Origin of the sequence: Rhodopseudomonas telluris, assembly GCF_042432815.1 — a bacterium.
Classification (GTDB): domain Bacteria; phylum Pseudomonadota; class Alphaproteobacteria; order Rhizobiales; family Xanthobacteraceae; genus Rhodopseudomonas; species Rhodopseudomonas telluris.
In genome coordinates this window covers 1,226,707-1,244,194 of record NZ_JBHLWM010000001.1, presented here as the reverse complement: position 1 = coordinate 1,244,194, position 17,488 = coordinate 1,226,707, and the positions used below count along the sequence as shown (strand labels likewise).

Here is a 17,488-nt window from a genome sequence, read left to right as displayed (position 1 = left end):
GATACAGGAAACTCCATGAGCGTCATCACTGGCGGCGAAGCGATCGTGCAGGGCCTGGTCGCCCACGGCATCGACACCGTGTTCGGCCTGCCCGGCGCACAGATCTACGGTCTGTTCGACGGCTTCGCCAAGGCACAGATGAAGGTGATCGGCGCAAGGCACGAGCAGGCCTGCGGCTACATGGCGTTCGGCTACGCCCGTGCGTCGGGCAAGCCCGGCGTGTTCAGCGTCGTGCCCGGCCCCGGCGTCCTCAACGCCGGCGCCGCGCTGCTGACCGCCTTCGGCTGCAACGAGCCGGTGATGTGCCTCACCGGCCAGGTGCCGAGCGCCTATCTCGGCAAGGGCCGCGGCCATCTGCACGAGATGCCGGATCAGCTCGCGACGCTGCGCAGCTTCATGAAATGGGCCGACCGCATCGAATATCCCGGCCAGGCGCCGGCGCTGGTGGCGCGGGCGTTCCAGGAGATGATGAGCGGCCGGCGCGGGCCGGTGGCGCTGGAGATGCCGTGGGACGTGTTCACGCAGCGCGCCGAGACCGCAGCGGCGCTGAAGCTCGATCCGGTCGCGCCGCCCGCGCCCGATCCCGACCGCGTCGCGGCTGCCGCCAAGCTGATCGCGGCCAGCAAGACGCCGATGATCTTCGTCGGCGGCGGCGCGCTCGACGCCGGTGACGAAATCCTCGAACTCGCCGAGATGATCGACGCACCGGTGGTGGCGTTCCGCTCCGGCCGCGGCATCGTCAGCAACCGGCACGAGCTCGGCCTGACCTTCGCGGCAGCCTATCAGCTGTGGCCGCAGACCGATCTGATCATCGGCATCGGCACCCGCATGGAGCTGCCGACAACGTTCCGCTGGCCCTTCAAGCCCGATGGTCTGAAGTCGGTGCGTATCGACATCGATCCGGCCGAAATGCGGCGCTACACGCCGGATGCGGCGATCGTGTCGGACTCCAAAGCCGGCGCGCGGGCGCTGGCCGACGCGGTGAGCAAGGTCGGCTACAGCAAGACCAAGGGCCGCCGCGAGACGATCCGCGCCGCTACGGCGAAGACGCAGCAGGACATCCAGGCGATCCAGCCGCAGATGTCATACTTGAAGATCCTGCGCGACGTGCTGTCGGACGATGCCATCGTCACCGACGAACTGTCACAGGTCGGTTTCGCATCGTGGTACGGCTTCCCGATCTACCAACCCCGGACGTTCCTCACTTCCGGCTATCAGGGCACGCTCGGCTCCGGCTTCTCGACCGCACTCGGCGCCAAGGTCGCCTGCCCGGACAAGCCGGTCGTGGCGATCACCGGTGACGGCGGCTTCATGTTCGGCGTGCAGGAGCTCGCCACCGCCGTGCAGTACAAGATCGGCGTGGTGACGCTGGTGTTCGACAACTCGGCCTATGGCAACGTCCGCCGCGATCAGTTGCACGGCTTCGAAGGCCGCGTGGTGGCGTCCGATCTGGTCAATCCGGATTTCGTCAAGCTGGCGGAATCGTTCGGCGTCGGCGCGTCGCGCGTGACGTCCCCCGATCACTTCCGTCCCGCGTTGGAGAAGGCGCTGGCCGCTGGCGGCCCGCAATTGATCGCCATCGACGTGCCGCGCGACAGCGAGGCCAGCCCGTGGCCATTCATTCACCCGCCGAAGCCGTAACGGTTAGTACCGGTCGCCGTGAGCGGCGACCTCCTGCGGCGATGCCGCGAGGCGTTGATGCCACGCGACGGCAGCGTGACCGGCGAGCCGGCGAACGTCCATCAGCACGGTGGCCTGCTCGGTCGACAGCCGCTGCCGCCAACGCAGCAGACCGCCGAGATCGTGCAGCGCGATCTCTGCCTCGATGCTGGCCATCCCGGCGGCGCGGCGCAGACGGTGAATGGTCTCGATCGGCGCATTCGATAGCACCGCATCGTGATAGGCCCGGTTGGCGTCGTGGCTCCGCGCGATCCGCGTCTGCAGCGACGGACCGAGCTCCGGCCAGAACACGATCACGGACAACAGCGCCGCGATGCTGCCGATGACGTTGTCCAGCATGCGGGCCGAGACGATACCGGTTCCCGGCTGCAGCATTTCGGCGACGATGATGAACAGCATGGTCAGAAACACCACGAAGGCCGTGTAGTTAACGCTGCGCAACGCGATCGCAGCGGTCGCCAGCAGGATCGCGACGCCTGACAACAAGATCTTGGCATCGACAACGTGGAGCAGCGCCAGCGCGAGTGAACCGCCGAGCAGGCTTCCGAGAATGCGCTCGATGGTGCGCGTCCAGGTCGAGCGGACGCCACCTTGGAGAACAACGACGACGGCCATCGTCGCCCAGTAGGGATAGCCAAGATCGAACGCGAGCGCCGCGGCGTAGACCGCGACCACGCCTGCGGATTGCCGCGCCGCCTGGCGCAGACCGGGGCACAGCTTCTCGCGCCACGTCGGACGATTTGTCGGCGGGACGATGTCTTCACGGCCCCGCTGCCGGCCACGCTCCGCGATCAGTGTGAGGGCCTCATCGAGTGCGACGACGCAGCCGGCCAACAGTGGATCAGACAAGTTTTCGCGCAACCTGCCGAGCCGCGCGCGGCTGCGTCGAAGGTTCGCCAGCTTCGCCGGATCGTGGCGGATGTATCTGAGCGCAATACCATACGCGCGCGTGACGGCCGCACGCTCCTGCGCCGAGCCCAGCCCATCGATGAAGGCCTGATCCAGCGCGATGAGCGCGCTGAATACGGTCTCGGCGAAATCGAGCAATCGCCGCGTCGGCTCCGGCACTCCGGCAGGCTCGCCCGAGTAACGGTCGAGTAATCCGTGCAGCCGTTCCAGCGCCAGCCGCACGGCGCGGCGATGCTCGGCGTGCTCGCTGTGCCAATGCGTATCACGATGCGAGCCGCGTCCGATCGCCAGCAGATCGCTCGTCATGTCGGTGAGGCGCGCCAGCACCGCGTCGCCGTTCTGACGCAGCGGCGCCTTTGGATCGATCCGCCAGATCGCATTGATCAGCAGCCACGCCCATCCCGCGCCGGCCAGGAAGGCCACGGCTTGGACGGCCGCCAGATCGAGTGGTCGCGGGAATCCGACCGCCACAACGGCCACCACCGCCAGCAGCGTGCCGAGCAGCGCTCCATAAGCGACGGCCGACGACAGCAGGATCACCACGAACACCAGCAGCGGGCCGGCGATCAGACCGGCGGCGGGCGCGAACGACGCCGACCACGAGCCGACAAAGGCAATCCCGGTCCCGAAGACAACGAAGCTCAGCAGCAGGCGGCGACGCAGACGATCGGGCCCGGGGCTGTCGCACAGGCAGGTCCAGAACGCGGCAAAGACCGACCAGCCCATCCAGCTTTGGCCGGCCGCGACGGCGATCACCAGAGGGACGGCGACCGCGATCGCAGCCCGCGCGCCTTCGGCGAGGCTGAACTGTTCGGGCGCCAGGCCGATCGCCCGCAGTTCGAGCCGACGCGCCGCCCACCGCAACCGGCTCGCGGCGGTTCGCATCGCCGGAGCCGACATGCTGGCCGGGCGGGACCGCAACAAGCGCTCATTCATACCCGTCCCATCGGCCATCGCGACAACCCTGCCAGAATTGGTAAGACCAATATATACATTGATCCAGATCAATCATAAAGATATACGCCATTTCGATCAACGTCCACCTCGGCGAACGCCAAAGTGGTAAGACCAAAACTGAAGGGGTCGAATGCTCATGGAGTCGCTGTCGGACCGGATTGAAGCGCTGATCGCGCTGCGCGGCTTGAAACCGGGGGATCGCGTTCCTTCGGAGCGGCAGCTCGCTGTCGACCTCGGGGTTTCGCGGCCGACGCTGCGCGAGGCCATTCGGCAACTCGCCACGCGCGGCCTGCTGGTCAGCCGGCATGGCGGCGGAACGTTCGTGACTGCCGCGACGGATTCCGACCCGATGCGCACCGCCCTGCTGCCGCTGGCGTCACTGGCGCGCAGCGAGGCGGGCTACTGGCGCGACGTGATGGAAATCCGCAGACTGATCGAAGGCGAGACCGCCTCCTTCGCCGCGCTTCGTGCCGACGAGGCCGACAAGGCGATGCTCGAGGTTGCTTATCAGGGCGTGTTGAACGCGCCGGCCGACGATCTGGATGCGCAGGCGCGGCTCGACGCCGCCTTCCACATGGCCGTCTGCACCGCAGCTCACAACGTCGTCCTGCAGCAGGTGATGGCCGGCCTGCTCGGCCTGTTGGAAGCCAGTATTTCGCAGAGCCTTCGCCGGCTCTATCACCTGCCCGGCATTCTCGACGAACTGAACGATCAGCACCGTGAGATCCGCGACGCCGTCATCAGCGGCGACGCTGAGTCCGCGCGCGCCGCCGCCAGCCGACACCTCGATTTCGTCGAGGATCGCCTGCAGCGGATCGAAGAGGACGCACAACGCCAGCGCCGGGCTTCGCGCGCGCTACAACACATCGCCCAGGAGTGAGACGCCGCGCCATGATCATTTCGTCACCACTCGACTTCCGCGAAGCCGCTCGCCGTCGCCTGCCGCCCTTCCTGTTTCATTACATCGACGGCGGCGCCTATGCCGAGCAGACGCTGCGGCGGAATTGCGACGATTTGCAACAGCTGGCGCTGCGCCAGCGCGTGCTGAAGGAGGTCGGCACCGTCGATCTCTCGGCGCGGCTGTTCGGCCGCGACATGAGCTTGCCGGTGGCGCTGGCGCCAGTCGGACTGACCGGCATGTATGCACGCCGCGGCGAGGTCCAGGCCGCGCGCGCCGCGACGGCGCGCGGCATTCCCTTCACGCTGTCGACCGTCTCGGTCTGCCCAATCGAAGAAGTGCAGAGCCACGTCGACCAGCCGATCTGGTTTCAGCTCTATGTGCTGAAGGACCGCGGCTTCATGGCCAACGCGCTGGAGCGAGCCTGGGCGGCCGGTGTTCGCACGTTGCTGTTCACGGTCGATATGCCGGTGCCGGGGGCACGCTATCGCGATGCGCATTCGGGCATGTCGGGCCCGAACGCCGCGTTCCGCCGCGCGCTGCAGGCGATCAGCCATCCGCGCTGGGCGTGGGATGTCGGCCTGCGCGGCCGCCCGCACGATCTCGGCAATGTCAGCGCCTATCTGAAGCGGAAGATCGCGCTCGACGATTATGTCGGCTGGCTCGGCGCGAATTTCGATCCGTCGATCGGCTGGCGCGATCTGCAATGGATCCGCGACTCCTGGAAGGGCGAGATGATCCTCAAGGGCATCCTCGATCCGCAGGACGCACGCGACGCGGTGCGGTTCGGCGCCGACGGCATCGTCGTGTCCAACCATGGCGGCCGCCAACTGGACGGCGTGCTGTCGACCGTGCGGGCGCTGCCGGCGATCGCCGATGCGGTCAAAGGCGAGCTCACTGTGCTGGTCGATTCCGGCATTCGCTCCGGCCTCGACGTCGTCCGCATGCTGGCGCAGGGCGCCGACGGTGTCCTGCTCGGCCGCGCCTTCGTCTATGCGCTCGCAGCCGCCGGTGAAAAGGGAGTCGCGAAGCTGCTCGAACTGATCGACAAGGAAATGCGAGTGGCGATGACGCTGACCGGCGCACGCCGCATTGCGGATATCTCGCGCGACAGCCTGGTCTCAGCCGGAATCGCCGATCTGAATCTGGCGGCGTGACTCCGGCAGTTCACAGCGCTTTGCGGAACGTCAGGTTGATGCGCTGACGGCCGAGCAGCGGGTGCTCGCCGTCCTTCAGCGCCAGCACGCCGTGATACACGAGCCGCGTCGGGCCGCCCCAGACCAACACGTCGCTGTGGCGAAGTTCGTAGCGGCGCGGCTTGTCGCTGCGGGCCATGCCGCCGAACTGGAAGATCGCCGGCAAGCCGAGCGAGACCGAGACAATCGGCGCCGAAAAATCGCGCTCGTCCTTGTCCTGATGCAGCGCCATCTTGGCGCCGGGGACATAGCGGTTGATCAGGCAGGCGTCCGGATCGAAGCCGGCGAAGCCAACCTCCGCCGCGGCGCGACGCGCGAGATCGCGCAGCACGGCGGGCATCTCGGGCCAAGGCGTTGCGCTCTCCGGATCGTTTGGCGAATACCGATAGCCGCGACGGTCCGTGACCCAGCCGGCCGTGCCGCAACTCGTCATCGCCACCGACATCGTGTGACCGCCCGGCGTAGTCATGTGTCGAAACGGGGCGCGGGCAACCACCTCATTGATCGCCGCAAGCACCTCACGCTCCTGATCACGAGCGAAACCGCTTAGCAACGCGGCGCCGGGCGCGATATCTTCGCGCCGAGGCGACTCGTCGAGGCTGTCGAACAGATCCGCCATCACAACGCAGTCCTCTCGGCCTCGCCGCCGAAGCGCCAGTCGCCCGTTTCCACCGCGATATCGATGAAGGCACGGACTTTGGCTGAGAGCAGCCGAGAGGTCGGGTAGACGATCGCGATCGGCAACGGTGGCACCTCGTAGTTCGCGAGCACGATCTGCAGCCGCCCCGCCGCAATCGCGTCCGCGGCCTGATAGGCCAGCACGCGCGTCAGGCCGCCGCCCTGCTCGGCATGCAGGATGGCGACGTCGGCAACGTTGCTGACAAGGCGCGGGGCGCAGGCGACGCGGACATCGCGGCCGTCCACGACGAAGCGCCAATCGATCGGCGATCCGGTCTGGCCGAAGTGAACGATATCATGCGCGGCGATGTCGGCTGGCGTGTCGGGCGTCCCGCGAGCCGCCAGATAGTCCGGCGACGCCACCACGATCCGCCGCATTGCACCGAGTTGCCGGGCCACCAGACTCGAATCTGCGAGATGTCCAATCCGGACGGCGCAATCGACGCCGTCTTCGACCAGATTGATCATCAGATCCGACAATCGCAATTCGCCGGTCACTTCGGGATAGCGCTTCAAATAGTCCGACAGCAGCGGCGCGATATAGCGCCGGCCGAAACCCACCGGCGCCGACACCACTAATTTGCCGGAGGGCGTGACTCGCTCGGCCGAGGCCGAGGCATCCGCCTCTTCGACATCGGCCAGGATGCGCCGGACCCGCTCCAGATAGCGGACTCCGGTGTCGGTGAGTGCGACCGAACGCGTCGTCCGCTGCAGCAGCCTGGTGCCGAGCCGGTCTTCCAGCGCCGCAACCAGGCGAGTCACCGCAGACGGCGACAGGCCAAGCTTCCGCGCGGCCGGAGCAAAACCCTGCAGCTCGGCGACGGTGGCGAACGCATTCATGGTGTCCAGACGATCCATGGCACTATTTCAAATGACGCAACAATGAAGTGTCAAATCAACTGATTGCTCCAATCATTAGAAGGGACCATCTCTCTCCTCGTCAAGCAGGGAGGGTCTCATGACCGAAGTACTGCAAATCTCCAGCGACATCGCCTTCACCCCAGCCGTCAAGGCGATCCAGGCCCGAAAGGGTTCGCGCGACGCTTATGCCCGCGTCGAACGCAATGGCGGCTGGGCGACCGCCATCGATGACAATCTGAAGTCCTTTCTGGAAGCCCAGACCAGCGTGCTGCTCGCCACCGCCAGCGCCGACGGGCAGCCCTATATCCAGCACCGCGGGGGCCCGGCCGGCTTCCTCCATGTGCTCGACGCGCACACGATCGGGTTCGCCGACTTCAAGGGCAACCAGCAATTCATCACCCAGGGCAATCTGGCCGAGAATCCCAAGGCCTATCTGTTCGTGATCGATTACGCGCACCGCCGGCGTATCAAGATCTGGGGCCGCGCCAAGGTGATCGAGGACGATCCGGAACTGATCGCAAGGCTGATGCCGACCGGTTACAAGGCGCGCCCCGAGCAGGCAATCCTGTTCGAGGTCGCGGCCTGGGACACCAACTGCCCCCAGCACATTCCGCAAAAGTTCGATGCGGCTGATGTTGCCGCAGCGATCACAACGCGCGATATCCGGATTGCAGAATTGGAAGCGCTGCTCGCTGCCGCCACTCAGGGGCGGGAATAACCGACGATTTCGACGCTCCGCCCGCGGCTGTCGGTATCGCTGACAGTCGGGGCGGGCTAGACAGCACGGATGACCGCCCTCGCCCAGATCGATCTCGCAAGCCCGTGCCAGGGTTGCGGCGCTTGCTGTGCCTACTCGGCCAATTGGCCGCGATTCACAATCGAGGACGACGCCGCGCTGGATGCGATCCCCGCAGAACTCGTGAATGCTCGCTTGTCCGGCATGCGCTGCGAGAATGACCGCTGCGCCGCCCTCAGCGGAAAAGTTGGCGAGGCCACCGCCTGCACGATCTATGCGCTGCGGCCGGAGGTTTGCCGCGACTGCCAGCCGGGCGATCCGGAATGCACAATGGCGCGGCGGAAGTACAAGCTTCCGCCGCTGCCGGATACCCGTCCGGCCTAGGCCAGCCCAACCAGCCCCGTCTCGCTCACCGAGGATTCAGCCTCGTCGTCGTCCAGATCCAGCGGCGCAAAGCTCGACAGCGGCTTGGTCGACAGCGTGATCGCCTTGCGATGGCTATATGCCGACGGCGGGCGGTGCCGGGGCTTGGCGGCTTCCCGCGCCAGCGCTGCCAGCACGGAACCGACCCGTCCACCATGGTGGATCAGATCGCGCTCGTCGCAGCTTGCGGCGATGGTGAGCGCCAGAGCATGGAGATGCGCACGGCGGTAGCAGAACAGTGCAAGTTGGGCACGGACGTCGGAAGAGACACTTTCGACCAGGGCCGGCAGTCCGTTCTCATTGGCGCGATACATCGCGCCGAGGAGATCGTCCCGGACAGGACAGTGGTCGTTTTCGAAGGCTTCACGGCTCGACAACATCGGCGTTACTCCGAGGCGACTACGATGCCGAGGATGCGATCGAATGTCTTAATGAGCTCTTAACTATCCCTTCTGATACCTCCGATGCGCCCCGCCCGATTCGCATGGAACGAAAACGCGATCACGTTTTTCCGATCGCTCCGAATTGATCACTCGGGAGACAAGATCGGCGTTAACATTCAATAAATGCGGCGTCCTGTCCGCATTTGCCAAGTCACGACGGAGGATTCCTATGAGTGATCCCGTGACACTTTTTCCAAATCTGTTGACCTCCGGCGCCAAGTCCTATGCGCCAGCCGGCATCACCTTCTGGGAAAATGAGGAAACCATCCTCGCCGGCATGAAGGAATTTGCCGAAGGCTGGTTCGAGCGCCGGCGGGTCGGAACTCACGCCGCGCTCGAAACCGCAAAGCGGATCAGTCAGGCGGCAACGCCGCTCGATGCGCTGCGCGAGTATCAGGACTGGTTCAGTGGAGCGATGGCCAGGGTTCTGGAGGACGGGCTGGCATTTCAGCAGCAGTTCACCAAGGCCAATGCCAGGATTGCTTCGCACGTGCCGCAGGCTGAGCCGGCGTCGCACAACGCAGGCGACGATCGCCTCAGCGCTTGAAGCTGACGCCGTGTAGGCTGTCGAGGGTCCCGCCGGATGTTATCGGCGCGCGGACGCTTTGCGGTTATCGCCGACCAGCGGGCCGTTTTGCGCCATGTCTGGCGCCAGGGCGATGCTGGTCGCGGCTCCGACGTCGACTTCAACCCGATTGCGGCCATGCACCTTGGCGCGGTAGAGCGCCTGGTCGGCGCGGGCCAGAATGCCGGACGGAGAGTCGCCGGGATGGAACTCTGCGGCTCCGAAGCTCGACGTGACGCTCCCAACCTGCTCAAACGGCGTATGCGCGATCAGCACCCGCAGCTTCTCGGCCACCTCGGCGGCGCCCGCCAGTTCGGTATCGATCAGAAGTACGACAAATTCCTCGCCACCCCACCGCGCCAACAGATCGGTCTGCCGGACATTGGCCTTGAGCGTGTGGGCCAGCTGAACCAGGACCTGATCGCCGCGCGGATGGCCGTAAACATCGTTGATCGACTTGAAGCGATCGATGTCGAGCAGCACGAGCGAGAACGGCGCGCCTGTGCGCTCGCTGCGCGCCACTTCCTCCTGCAGGCGTTCATCAAACCTGAGGCGATTCGGAACACCGGTGAGTGCGTCAGTCGAGGCCTTCTGGGCGAGCTTTCGCGCGCGATGATGTAATTGAACACGGCGCAAGCGCAGAAAGCGGTCACGGACGCTTCGCTCGCGCCCCATGAAATACACCAGCATGCCGATGGCAATCTGCGTCGTGATGACGAGGCCAAGCAGGCGCCCTGCGAATATGTCGGTACTGGGAATGCTCAGCACCAAGGACCATCCGGTCGTACCAATCGCCTCCCGGACCACATAGCCAGGACGCCCATCGATCGTGCTCCACTCGCCCCCCTTCACCTCATGGGCGAAAATTGCGGGACGCGCCGGGGCCCCGAACTGCTCGCCGAGGCTCTGCGGCGGCAAGTCAGGCCGCGGCCATAGCGTGCGCTGCAACTCCGCGCGACGATTGCTGAGCAGAACGACGCCTCGGGAATCGATCACAAAAAACAGGTGATCGAAGGCCCGCAAATGCGCCGCGAGTGACTCCAGCGAACTCTCCATCATCGCCACACCAATGACGGCGCCGCTTGCGGAGCGCACCGCAGAGGCCGTGATGTAAGAGCGGGCTCCGGTGGAATCGATATCCAGGCTGTGACCTTTGCCGTTCCGCATCGCCCCGACAAACCAGGGCTCCGACTGCCGGTTGGGTACAGCCAGCGGCTCGAGCTGCCTCGGCTCCGTCGATCCCAGCACGTTGCCCGTACTGTCGAAAATCGCCGCCAGCGAGGCCCCTGAGGCATGGACGTTGAGATCCAGGATCGCCTGGAGACGCCCAGTGTTTGCCACGGTTGCATCCCGGAGCGTATCGGCGACGAGCGGCTGGCCGGCCAGCACCTGCACCATCGCGTCGAGAGTCGACGTCTCACGGGCAATTCGTCCGGTCAGCACGTCCGCTTCTGCGTTAGCCTCGCGCTCGATCTTTTCGCGGAACACATCGCCAATGAAGCCGGTGAGATTCCAGCCAACCGTCAGAATGATCAGCAGCGTCGCCAGCGCTCCCAGCGCAAGACGCTTCAAGTACGTGCTGTACAGGCGGGAGTCGACGGACTGGATCAGCAGGGAGCCCCAGGCGACCGATGCCATCAGCGAGAGAATGACGGCTGTTGCTCCGCGGATCAGTTGGATCGGCACGCCGGTGAGGTTTGCGAACCAGGCCTCGTTGACGACATTCGCCGGCCAGAACGGCGCCGCCGGAACGATCGCCGTGGAGATACCATAGACGGCGAAGGACGCCGCGACGCCGATCTTGATCGGGCGGATCGCGCGATCGTAGTCGTTGCGGCCGGCAAACATCGTGGCGCTGGTACCAAGAGCGCCGACGAGGCCGAACGAATAGCGTGCCAACACCTCGGCGGTCGTGAAACCGGCGGTGTAGGCCACGGCCGCGAGCACGATGACACCAACCACATAGATCCAGCGTCCGGGCGCGCGATGCTTGAACCGGATCGCACCCCGCCGCGCAGCTTCGGTCAACAGCATGAACGATGCCACCATCAGCGCGGAACGCAAGGTCGAAAATTCGGCCGCGGCGCCGGTCAGCAGAGTCGTCATGGCGATCCACTCGGCGACACCATGGACGATGCCGAACAGGCCGATCATTCGCACAGTGGGGGCGCCGGCGGGTCTGCTACGGGCCACGACGAAGCACAGCGTACCGAGCGAGATGAACGCCAGACCGTAGAAGAAATAGATGAAGTCCAGCTCGTATAGGTACTTTCCGGCCATGATCACCTCGGTCCCCGCTGACCGAAATCAGGTACCGATGCAAGCCGGCATCCTGCAGCCGGAGACGCTAAGCGAGAGCCATCATTCAGGAGTTAACCCCGACCCTAGTAGTAATACCTGTGTGATTACGCACAGCTACCGGGCCATCATCAATGATGATCGCTGCGATCGAATCCCGCTCAGTTCAAGCGAGGATCGATCGGCTCTGCGCTAGAGGCGTGGTCAGGGATTGGCGGCCAGAACCACTGACAGGCCGAAGCCGGTGAGATGGTGCAGCGCCTGGTCGGTGCCGATCAGCCACCAGAACCAGCGCGACTCCGGCGTGACGTCGAAATGCGAGACGCAGAATCCCTTGGCGCGATCGATCGCCAGATGGATCGCAAAGTCGATCAGGCCGATGAACCAGAAGCGCGGCGCGAGCACCAGCATTACTGCGGTCGTCAGCACTAGATGCACGCCGCAATGCGCCAGCAGCGGCAGCGCCCAGCCGGTCTTCTGGTCCTTGCCCATCGCCATCCATTTGTTCTGCAAATAGAAGTCGGCGACGACGTGCTTGACGGTGAGCACCAGCATCCATCCGACGAGCGCACCAACGGAAACCGTCGACGACAATTGGGGAAGGATCAATCTCACGCCCTTTGCCTGGGCCCGGGAAGCATCGCGGCATGAACAGGAGCACTGTTCGTCGTCCGGAGCTCCGCGCGGGCGCTGAGCATCTCAACCGGTCGGAGGGACCGTAGTCCCTTTATGACACTTTTGGTTCCGGAATGCACGTGGCGGAAACTCCAAGGCTTCGCACCGGCCGACTTTCTTGCGGATTGAGGTTAGCCGTCCTGCAACGGTTCAGGGCATCACCGACGCGGGAAGCGCCCTCGCGCTGGCGCGGTCGCGTATAGCCGCAATGGTGCGCTTCAGGGCCGTCTGGCGCCGATCCGGGACGGCGGCGCCGCGCGCTTCGGCAATTGCCGCCGTCAAATCGTCCAGCTCCAGCGTGCCGGCGAACACCGGCTTCACCAGGCTGTCGATGATCAGCGTCCAGTTGGCGAGGCCATAGCGGTAAGCGTCACCGTAGCCCCCGATCATCGTTGCGCTCTGCAGCACGGCCCACACCGCCTCCGGCCGCTTGGCCAGACTGCGGTCAATCATGTGCAGCCAACGCTCGACCCAGATGCGCTCCTGAGCGAACCGGCTCGACAACATTCGCCAGCGCCGCAGCCACGCTTCGATCTGCAGCCGACGAATGCCGAGCCAATCCGTGGCGTTGAAGCGGATCTTGATCGGCATGTGCTGCCAGCCGAGCGCCCCGAGCACCTTGAGGATCGGATTGGCAACGACGATCGGCAGCGCCGACACCACCTCGTCGATTCGAAATCGGCACTTGCGATCGACGCGGTTGCGCGGAACGCCGTCCGGCCCGATCGCCGCTTCCATCAGCGCCAGTTGAGCGAGCCGGATCGGATCCTCATAGGTCATCCGCACCGCCATCAGACGCGCGATCTCGCTCAGCAACTCGTCGCCGATATCGAGCCGACGCGCGAAGCGGCCGATCCGATCGAGATAGAGCTGCGCGTAGCGGCGGTTTTGATACTCGATCAGCCGCCCGACGGCGTCACGCACCAGTCGCTCGACGTCGGGAGAAAGCCCGCTCGGAATTTCGAGCGACACGATGGCATCGCGTTCGCCGAGTAATTCGGCGAGCGTGGACCGCAGCGCATCGATATAGCCAGCCACCGCTCCGCCCTCGCCGTATTAGGCCGTTTCGCTCGCGACCTCGGCGGGCACCGCGACATGCGCTTGCGCCAAGCGCGTTTCCAGCGTCTCGATGTTCTGAAACAGCCGCGCGCTGGCGAGCCGCAGGAAATAGAAACCGAACTCCGGATTCTGCACGTACAGCTCCTCGACCTGCCGATAGCTGACGCCGAGCACGACGCCGGCTTCGATGCATTCCAGCGTCTGCGTCCGGGTGTGCGACGGCGACAGCATGCCCAGTTCGCCGACGATGGCGCCGACCGGCAGTTCGATGCCCGACTCCACCAAACGAAAACGGCCGCTGACGATGTAGAACATGTGCTCGGCCTTCTCGTCCTTGTAGAACAGCTCCTCCCCGGCCGCGCATTTGCGCTCGGTCATGAACGGCTTCAGCCACTCCATCGACAGATCGCCGTTGACCGACTTCTTCACGTCCCGCACGAGCTGCAGCATCTGGTGCAACCGCCAGACGTTGACCGGCAGCAGCACCGCGTGCAGCGCCAGCGTCGGATAGTTGTGGGTGGGAATCGACACCGCAATCAACATCGCGTTGGTCAGGATGCCGAACACGCGCAGCGGGATCATTGTCCGCATCGTCGCGGTGGCAACCACGAAGATGGTCGCGAATACACTGCCCGCCATGCCGGCATGCTGGGCGATATGGGCAATATCCATCTTGGCCAACCCGTGTTCGAGAACCTGATCGAGACGCCGACCTGCGTAGCGGACACCGGCAGGTGCCGCAGCTGCCCAGGACCGCCAGAGCCGCGTGACTGGAATACACCTGGAAACGGACCGGATTATAAACAACCCGGTACCGGAAACGCCACCGGTCAGGCCAGGCTGCATGATTGACGGGCGGGTGCCGACGCAGGCATTTGCTGAGGAGCCGACCGGGAACAGACCGCCGCCGGCTCGAACGACCGTTCCTTCCACCTTCCCTGTCCCCAGGAGCCCTATCGATGTCGGACACGGACGGCGATAGCACGCCGGTTCTCTCGATCGACGGTCCGCGAGCCGTCATCCGGCTCAATCGGCCGAAACATCTCAATCGCCTGCTCGCGGACGACCTCACGGCTCTGCTCGAGCAGTTTGCACAGATCGACGCCGATGCCGCGATTCGTGTGCTGGTGCTGACCGGCACCGGCCGGGCCTTCTCGGCCGGGTTCGATCTTGGCCAGATCGCCGAGCGCGCAACCAGTGAGGCCGAAAGCGAGTCCTCGGGCGCCGCCTTCGAGAAGGTGGTCGACCGGCTGGAGGGGCTGCGGGTCCCGACGATCTGCCGGCTCAACGGCGGCGTCTATGGCGGCTCGACCGATCTGGCACTGGCCTGCGATTTCCGCATCGGCGTTGACAGCGCCGAGATGTTCATGCCGGCGGCGCGGCTCGGGCTGCACTACTATCCGAACGGCATCAAGCGCTACGTCACCCGGCTCGGCGTCGACAACGCCAAGAAGTTGTTCCTGACCGCCCAGCGGATCGACGCCACCGAGATGCTCCGGATGGGGTACCTGACGCAGATGGTCGCGATGGATCGCCTCGATCGCGAAGTCGACGCGCTGGCCACGATTCTCGCTGGCAATGCGCCTAATGCCGTCGCCGGCATGAAGCGCGCGATCAACGACTTTGCGCGGCAGATGATGGACGACACCGCCGTCGACAACCGCGCGCGCGCCTCGATGCGCAGCGCGGAAATTCTGGAGGGCATCGCAGCTTACAAAGAAAAGCGGGCGCCTCGGTTCTAGGCGAGTCAACCGCCGCAGCAATACGGACCCGCGCGCAATAAAACAACCACATCTCAGCTTGTCATTCCGGGGCGTGAGCGCAGCTCGCGAGCCCGGAATCCATAAGCCCTGCGCTTTCCGGGAGGCACGGCTGGCCGAACGCTCGCGTCGACAAGCGAATGCGGTGGCTATGGATTCCGGGCTCGCGCTACGCGCGCCCCGGAATGACCTGGAGTAAGGCCAACGTTCAGCGACGCGCTTACTTGTCCACGAAGGTCGCGACCTCGCCGAGCGCGGCGCGATTGGTGCGGTAGCTGTTCGCCTTGTGCTCCCGGTCGGCGTAGCCGAACGAGATGCCACAGACGACGCGACGATCGTCGCCCAGACCGAAATGCTTGCGCACCAGGCCGGCATGGAACGCCAGCGCCGCCTGCGGCACGGTGGCGACACCGAGCGCCTGAGCGGCCAGCATGAACGAGGTGACGTAGCCGCCACAATCGACCGCGCCATAGATGCCGAGCGCCTCGTCGCTGGTGATGATCGCGACATGCGGCGCACCGAAGAAGTTGAAATTCTCCAGCGCCTGCTTGGCGGCCGAGGCCTTGTCGCCGCGGGCGATACCGACCGCGTTGTAGAGCTGGAAACCACTCTCGCGGCGGCGGTCAAGGTAGACACCGCGATACTCACGCGGGAACTCAAAATCGCCCGACATCGGCGCGCCGCCGGCGGCGGCCGGATAGATCGCGTCGCGAAACTTCGTCGTCGCCTCGCCCGAGGTGATCACCACCTGCCACGGCTGGCTGTTGCACCACGATGCCGTCTTCTGAGCCGCGGTCAGGATGCGCTCGAGGATCTCGCGCGGCACCGGATCCGGCTTGAACGCCCGGCACGAAAACCGCGCGGCCATCAGGTCTTCGAGGACGTCGATCGGGGCGGAGGCAGCCGTCATGATATTCCCATTCCTGATTGTTCGTTATTCCGGGGCGCGCGCAGCGCGAACCCAGAATCCATAACCACTGTCAGAGAGTATGGATTCCGGGCCTGCGTCCCAAGAGGGACGCATCCCGGAATGACGAGGTGAGAGTTTTCGAACACGGCTTAGACTTCACCGCCCCTTGGTCGGGATCTTGTTGAACGGCACGTCCTTGTCCACGCGGATATCGCCCGGCAGACCCAGCACGCGTTCGGCGATGATATTGCGGAGAATCTCGTCGGTGCCGCCGGCGATCCGCATCGACGGCGAGCCGAGCAGCATTGCCTGGAAGCTGCCGCCCGCCTCGGCCTCGGCCGGATCGGTGAACACGCCGGCGGCGCCCTCCAGATCCATCGCGAAAGCGGCGATGTCCTGCAGCATCGGGCCGGCGACCAGCTTGCCGATCGAATTCTCCGGACCGGGCCGCTCGCCCTTCGAAAGCGCCGAGATCGAGCGATACGACGTGTACTTCAGGCCGCTGGCCTTGACCGCCCAGTTCGCCAGCTTGCTGCGCACCGCCGGATCGTCGATCGCCGGGCCGTCCACGGTAACGAGGTCGTTGCAGAACGCGAAGATCTCCGGGAAGCCGGTGGCGAGCCGCGCGCCGATCGACATGCGCTCGTTCATCAGCGTGGTCAGCGAGACGTTCCAGCCGTCGCCAACGGCGCCGAGCCGCTGCGAGTCGGGAATCCGCACATTGGTGAAGAACACCTCGTTGAATTCCTGCATGCCGTTGGCCTGCTTGATCGGCTTCACCTCGACGCCGGGGCTCTTCATGTCCAGGAAGAACATGGTGAGGCCCTTGTGCTTGGGCACATTCGGGTCGGTGCGGGTGATCAACAGGCCGTAATCCGAGTAGTGGGCACCGGAGGTCCAGATCTTCTGGCCGTTGATGATCCAGTCGTCGCCGTCCTTCTCGGCGCGGGTGCGCAAGCCAGCGACGTCGGAGCCGCCCGCCGGCTCGGAGAACAGCTGGCACCAGATGTTCTCGCCCGACGCCAGCTTGGGCAGATACTTGCGCTTGTCGTCCTCGCTGCCATAGGCCATCACGGTCGGGCCGCACATGCCCTCGCCGATCTGGAACGGCTGGGTCAGCTTGCCGTAAACGCCCTCTTCCTGCTGCCAGATCACCTTCTCGATCGGCGTGGCGCCACGTCCGCCATATTCCTTCGGCCAGGTGAGGCACGACCAGCCGCCCTCGGCCTTCTTCTTCTGCCACGCCTTGCCGACCTCGACGATGTCGGCGTTCTTCAGGCTGATCCGGCCGAGGCCGGACTTGGCCAGTTCCTGCTCGTATTGCTTCGGCGCATTGGCATCGATCCACGCGCGAGCCTTGGCGCGAAACTCGGCTTCCTGCGGGGTATCGTCGAAATTCATCGTGGCTTCCTCTCAATCGGCACCGCCCTCATGGTGAGG

17 protein-coding genes are annotated in these 17,488 nt (G+C 65.1%); 7 read left to right on the top strand and 10 right to left on the bottom strand.

Annotated elements, in window-relative coordinates; genetic code table 11:
• Nucleotides 1-15: 15 nt before the first annotated feature.
• The gene (locus ACFFJ6_RS05685) at nt 16-1,641 is read left to right on the top strand and encodes a thiamine pyrophosphate-dependent enzyme (protein WP_378385235.1); all 1,626 of its coding nucleotides are present in this window, start codon (nt 16-18) and stop codon (nt 1,639-1,641) included.
• A 3-nt stretch (nt 1,642-1,644) separates the two neighbouring features.
• On the opposite strand, the gene ACFFJ6_RS05680 is transcribed toward ACFFJ6_RS05685, so the two are convergent.
• Nucleotides 1,645-3,474, bottom strand: a complete 1,830-nt coding sequence (locus ACFFJ6_RS05680; protein WP_378385233.1) for an FUSC family protein — start codon at nt 3,472-3,474, stop codon at nt 1,645-1,647.
• Nucleotides 3,475-3,682: 208 nt separating this feature from the next.
• Between ACFFJ6_RS05680 and ACFFJ6_RS05675 the strand changes: the two genes are divergently transcribed.
• Together ACFFJ6_RS05675 and lldD are read left to right on the top strand one after the other, a co-directional pair.
• Nucleotides 3,683-4,426: an FCD domain-containing protein gene (locus tag ACFFJ6_RS05675; RefSeq protein WP_378385231.1), complete on the top strand. Its 744-nt coding sequence runs from the start codon at nt 3,683-3,685 to the stop codon at nt 4,424-4,426.
• Between the two features lie 11 nt (nt 4,427-4,437).
• Complete coding sequence (lldD, locus tag ACFFJ6_RS05670) at nt 4,438-5,601, top strand: FMN-dependent L-lactate dehydrogenase LldD (RefSeq protein WP_378385229.1); 1,164 nt, start codon at nt 4,438-4,440, stop codon at nt 5,599-5,601.
• A gap of 10 nt (nt 5,602-5,611) precedes the next feature.
• Here lldD and alkB read toward each other — a convergent pair whose 3' ends face one another.
• Both alkB and ACFFJ6_RS05660 read right to left on the bottom strand, forming a co-directional pair.
• The gene (alkB, locus tag ACFFJ6_RS05665) at nt 5,612-6,259 is read right to left on the bottom strand and encodes a DNA oxidative demethylase AlkB (RefSeq protein ID WP_378385227.1); all 648 of its coding nucleotides are present in this window, start codon (nt 6,257-6,259) and stop codon (nt 5,612-5,614) included.
• Complete coding sequence (locus ACFFJ6_RS05660; protein ID WP_378385225.1) at nt 6,259-7,176, bottom strand: LysR family transcriptional regulator; 918 nt, start codon at nt 7,174-7,176, stop codon at nt 6,259-6,261. The genes alkB and ACFFJ6_RS05660 overlap by 1 nt, the downstream gene beginning before the upstream one ends.
• A gap of 100 nt (nt 7,177-7,276) precedes the next feature.
• Between ACFFJ6_RS05660 and ACFFJ6_RS05655 the strand changes: the two genes are divergently transcribed.
• Together ACFFJ6_RS05655 and ACFFJ6_RS05650 are read left to right on the top strand one after the other, a co-directional pair.
• Nucleotides 7,277-7,897, top strand: a complete 621-nt coding sequence (locus tag ACFFJ6_RS05655) for a pyridoxamine 5'-phosphate oxidase family protein (protein ID WP_378385223.1) — start codon at nt 7,277-7,279, stop codon at nt 7,895-7,897.
• Between the two features lie 69 nt (nt 7,898-7,966).
• Nucleotides 7,967-8,299, top strand: a complete 333-nt coding sequence (locus tag ACFFJ6_RS05650) for a YkgJ family cysteine cluster protein (RefSeq protein ID WP_378385221.1) — start codon at nt 7,967-7,969, stop codon at nt 8,297-8,299.
• On the opposite strand, the gene ACFFJ6_RS05645 is transcribed toward ACFFJ6_RS05650, so the two are convergent.
• Nucleotides 8,296-8,718, bottom strand: a complete 423-nt coding sequence (locus ACFFJ6_RS05645; RefSeq protein WP_378385219.1) for a hypothetical protein — start codon at nt 8,716-8,718, stop codon at nt 8,296-8,298. The two genes, ACFFJ6_RS05650 and ACFFJ6_RS05645, sit on opposite strands and share 4 nt — an antisense overlap.
• 244 nt (nt 8,719-8,962) lie before the next feature.
• Here ACFFJ6_RS05645 and ACFFJ6_RS05640 point away from each other — a divergent pair, with 244 nt between their 5' ends.
• On the top strand, nt 8,963-9,328 hold the full coding sequence (locus ACFFJ6_RS05640) for a hypothetical protein (protein WP_378385217.1): 366 nt from the start codon (nt 8,963-8,965) through the stop codon (nt 9,326-9,328).
• 39 nt (nt 9,329-9,367) lie between these two features.
• Here ACFFJ6_RS05640 and ACFFJ6_RS05635 read toward each other — a convergent pair whose 3' ends face one another.
• The 4 genes from ACFFJ6_RS05635 to ACFFJ6_RS05620 form a co-directional block, all read right to left on the bottom strand.
• Nucleotides 9,368-11,626: a sensor domain-containing diguanylate cyclase gene (locus tag ACFFJ6_RS05635; protein WP_378385215.1), complete on the bottom strand. Its 2,259-nt coding sequence runs from the start codon at nt 11,624-11,626 to the stop codon at nt 9,368-9,370.
• 222 nt (nt 11,627-11,848) lie between these two features.
• Nucleotides 11,849-12,253, bottom strand: a complete 405-nt coding sequence (locus ACFFJ6_RS05630) for a DUF3307 domain-containing protein (RefSeq protein WP_378385749.1) — start codon at nt 12,251-12,253, stop codon at nt 11,849-11,851.
• Nucleotides 12,254-12,469: 216 nt separating this feature from the next.
• The gene (locus ACFFJ6_RS05625) at nt 12,470-13,357 is read right to left on the bottom strand and encodes a DUF6537 domain-containing protein (protein ID WP_378385213.1); all 888 of its coding nucleotides are present in this window, start codon (nt 13,355-13,357) and stop codon (nt 12,470-12,472) included.
• An 18-nt stretch (nt 13,358-13,375) separates the two neighbouring features.
• Nucleotides 13,376-14,050, bottom strand: coding sequence for a Crp/Fnr family transcriptional regulator (locus ACFFJ6_RS05620; protein WP_378385211.1), 675 nt, complete (start codon nt 14,048-14,050; stop codon nt 13,376-13,378).
• 287 nt (nt 14,051-14,337) lie between these two features.
• Here ACFFJ6_RS05620 and ACFFJ6_RS05615 point away from each other — a divergent pair, with 287 nt between their 5' ends.
• Nucleotides 14,338-15,120, top strand: a complete 783-nt coding sequence (locus ACFFJ6_RS05615; protein WP_378385209.1) for an enoyl-CoA hydratase/isomerase family protein — start codon at nt 14,338-14,340, stop codon at nt 15,118-15,120.
• Nucleotides 15,121-15,358: 238 nt separating this feature from the next.
• Here ACFFJ6_RS05615 and ACFFJ6_RS05610 read toward each other — a convergent pair whose 3' ends face one another.
• The gene (locus tag ACFFJ6_RS05610; protein WP_378385747.1) at nt 15,359-16,006 is read right to left on the bottom strand and encodes a nitroreductase; all 648 of its coding nucleotides are present in this window, start codon (nt 16,004-16,006) and stop codon (nt 15,359-15,361) included.
• A 198-nt stretch (nt 16,007-16,204) separates the two neighbouring features.
• Complete coding sequence (locus ACFFJ6_RS05605; RefSeq protein WP_378385207.1) at nt 16,205-17,449, bottom strand: acyl-CoA dehydrogenase; 1,245 nt, start codon at nt 17,447-17,449, stop codon at nt 16,205-16,207.
• Between the last annotated feature and the right edge of the window lie 39 nt (nt 17,450-17,488).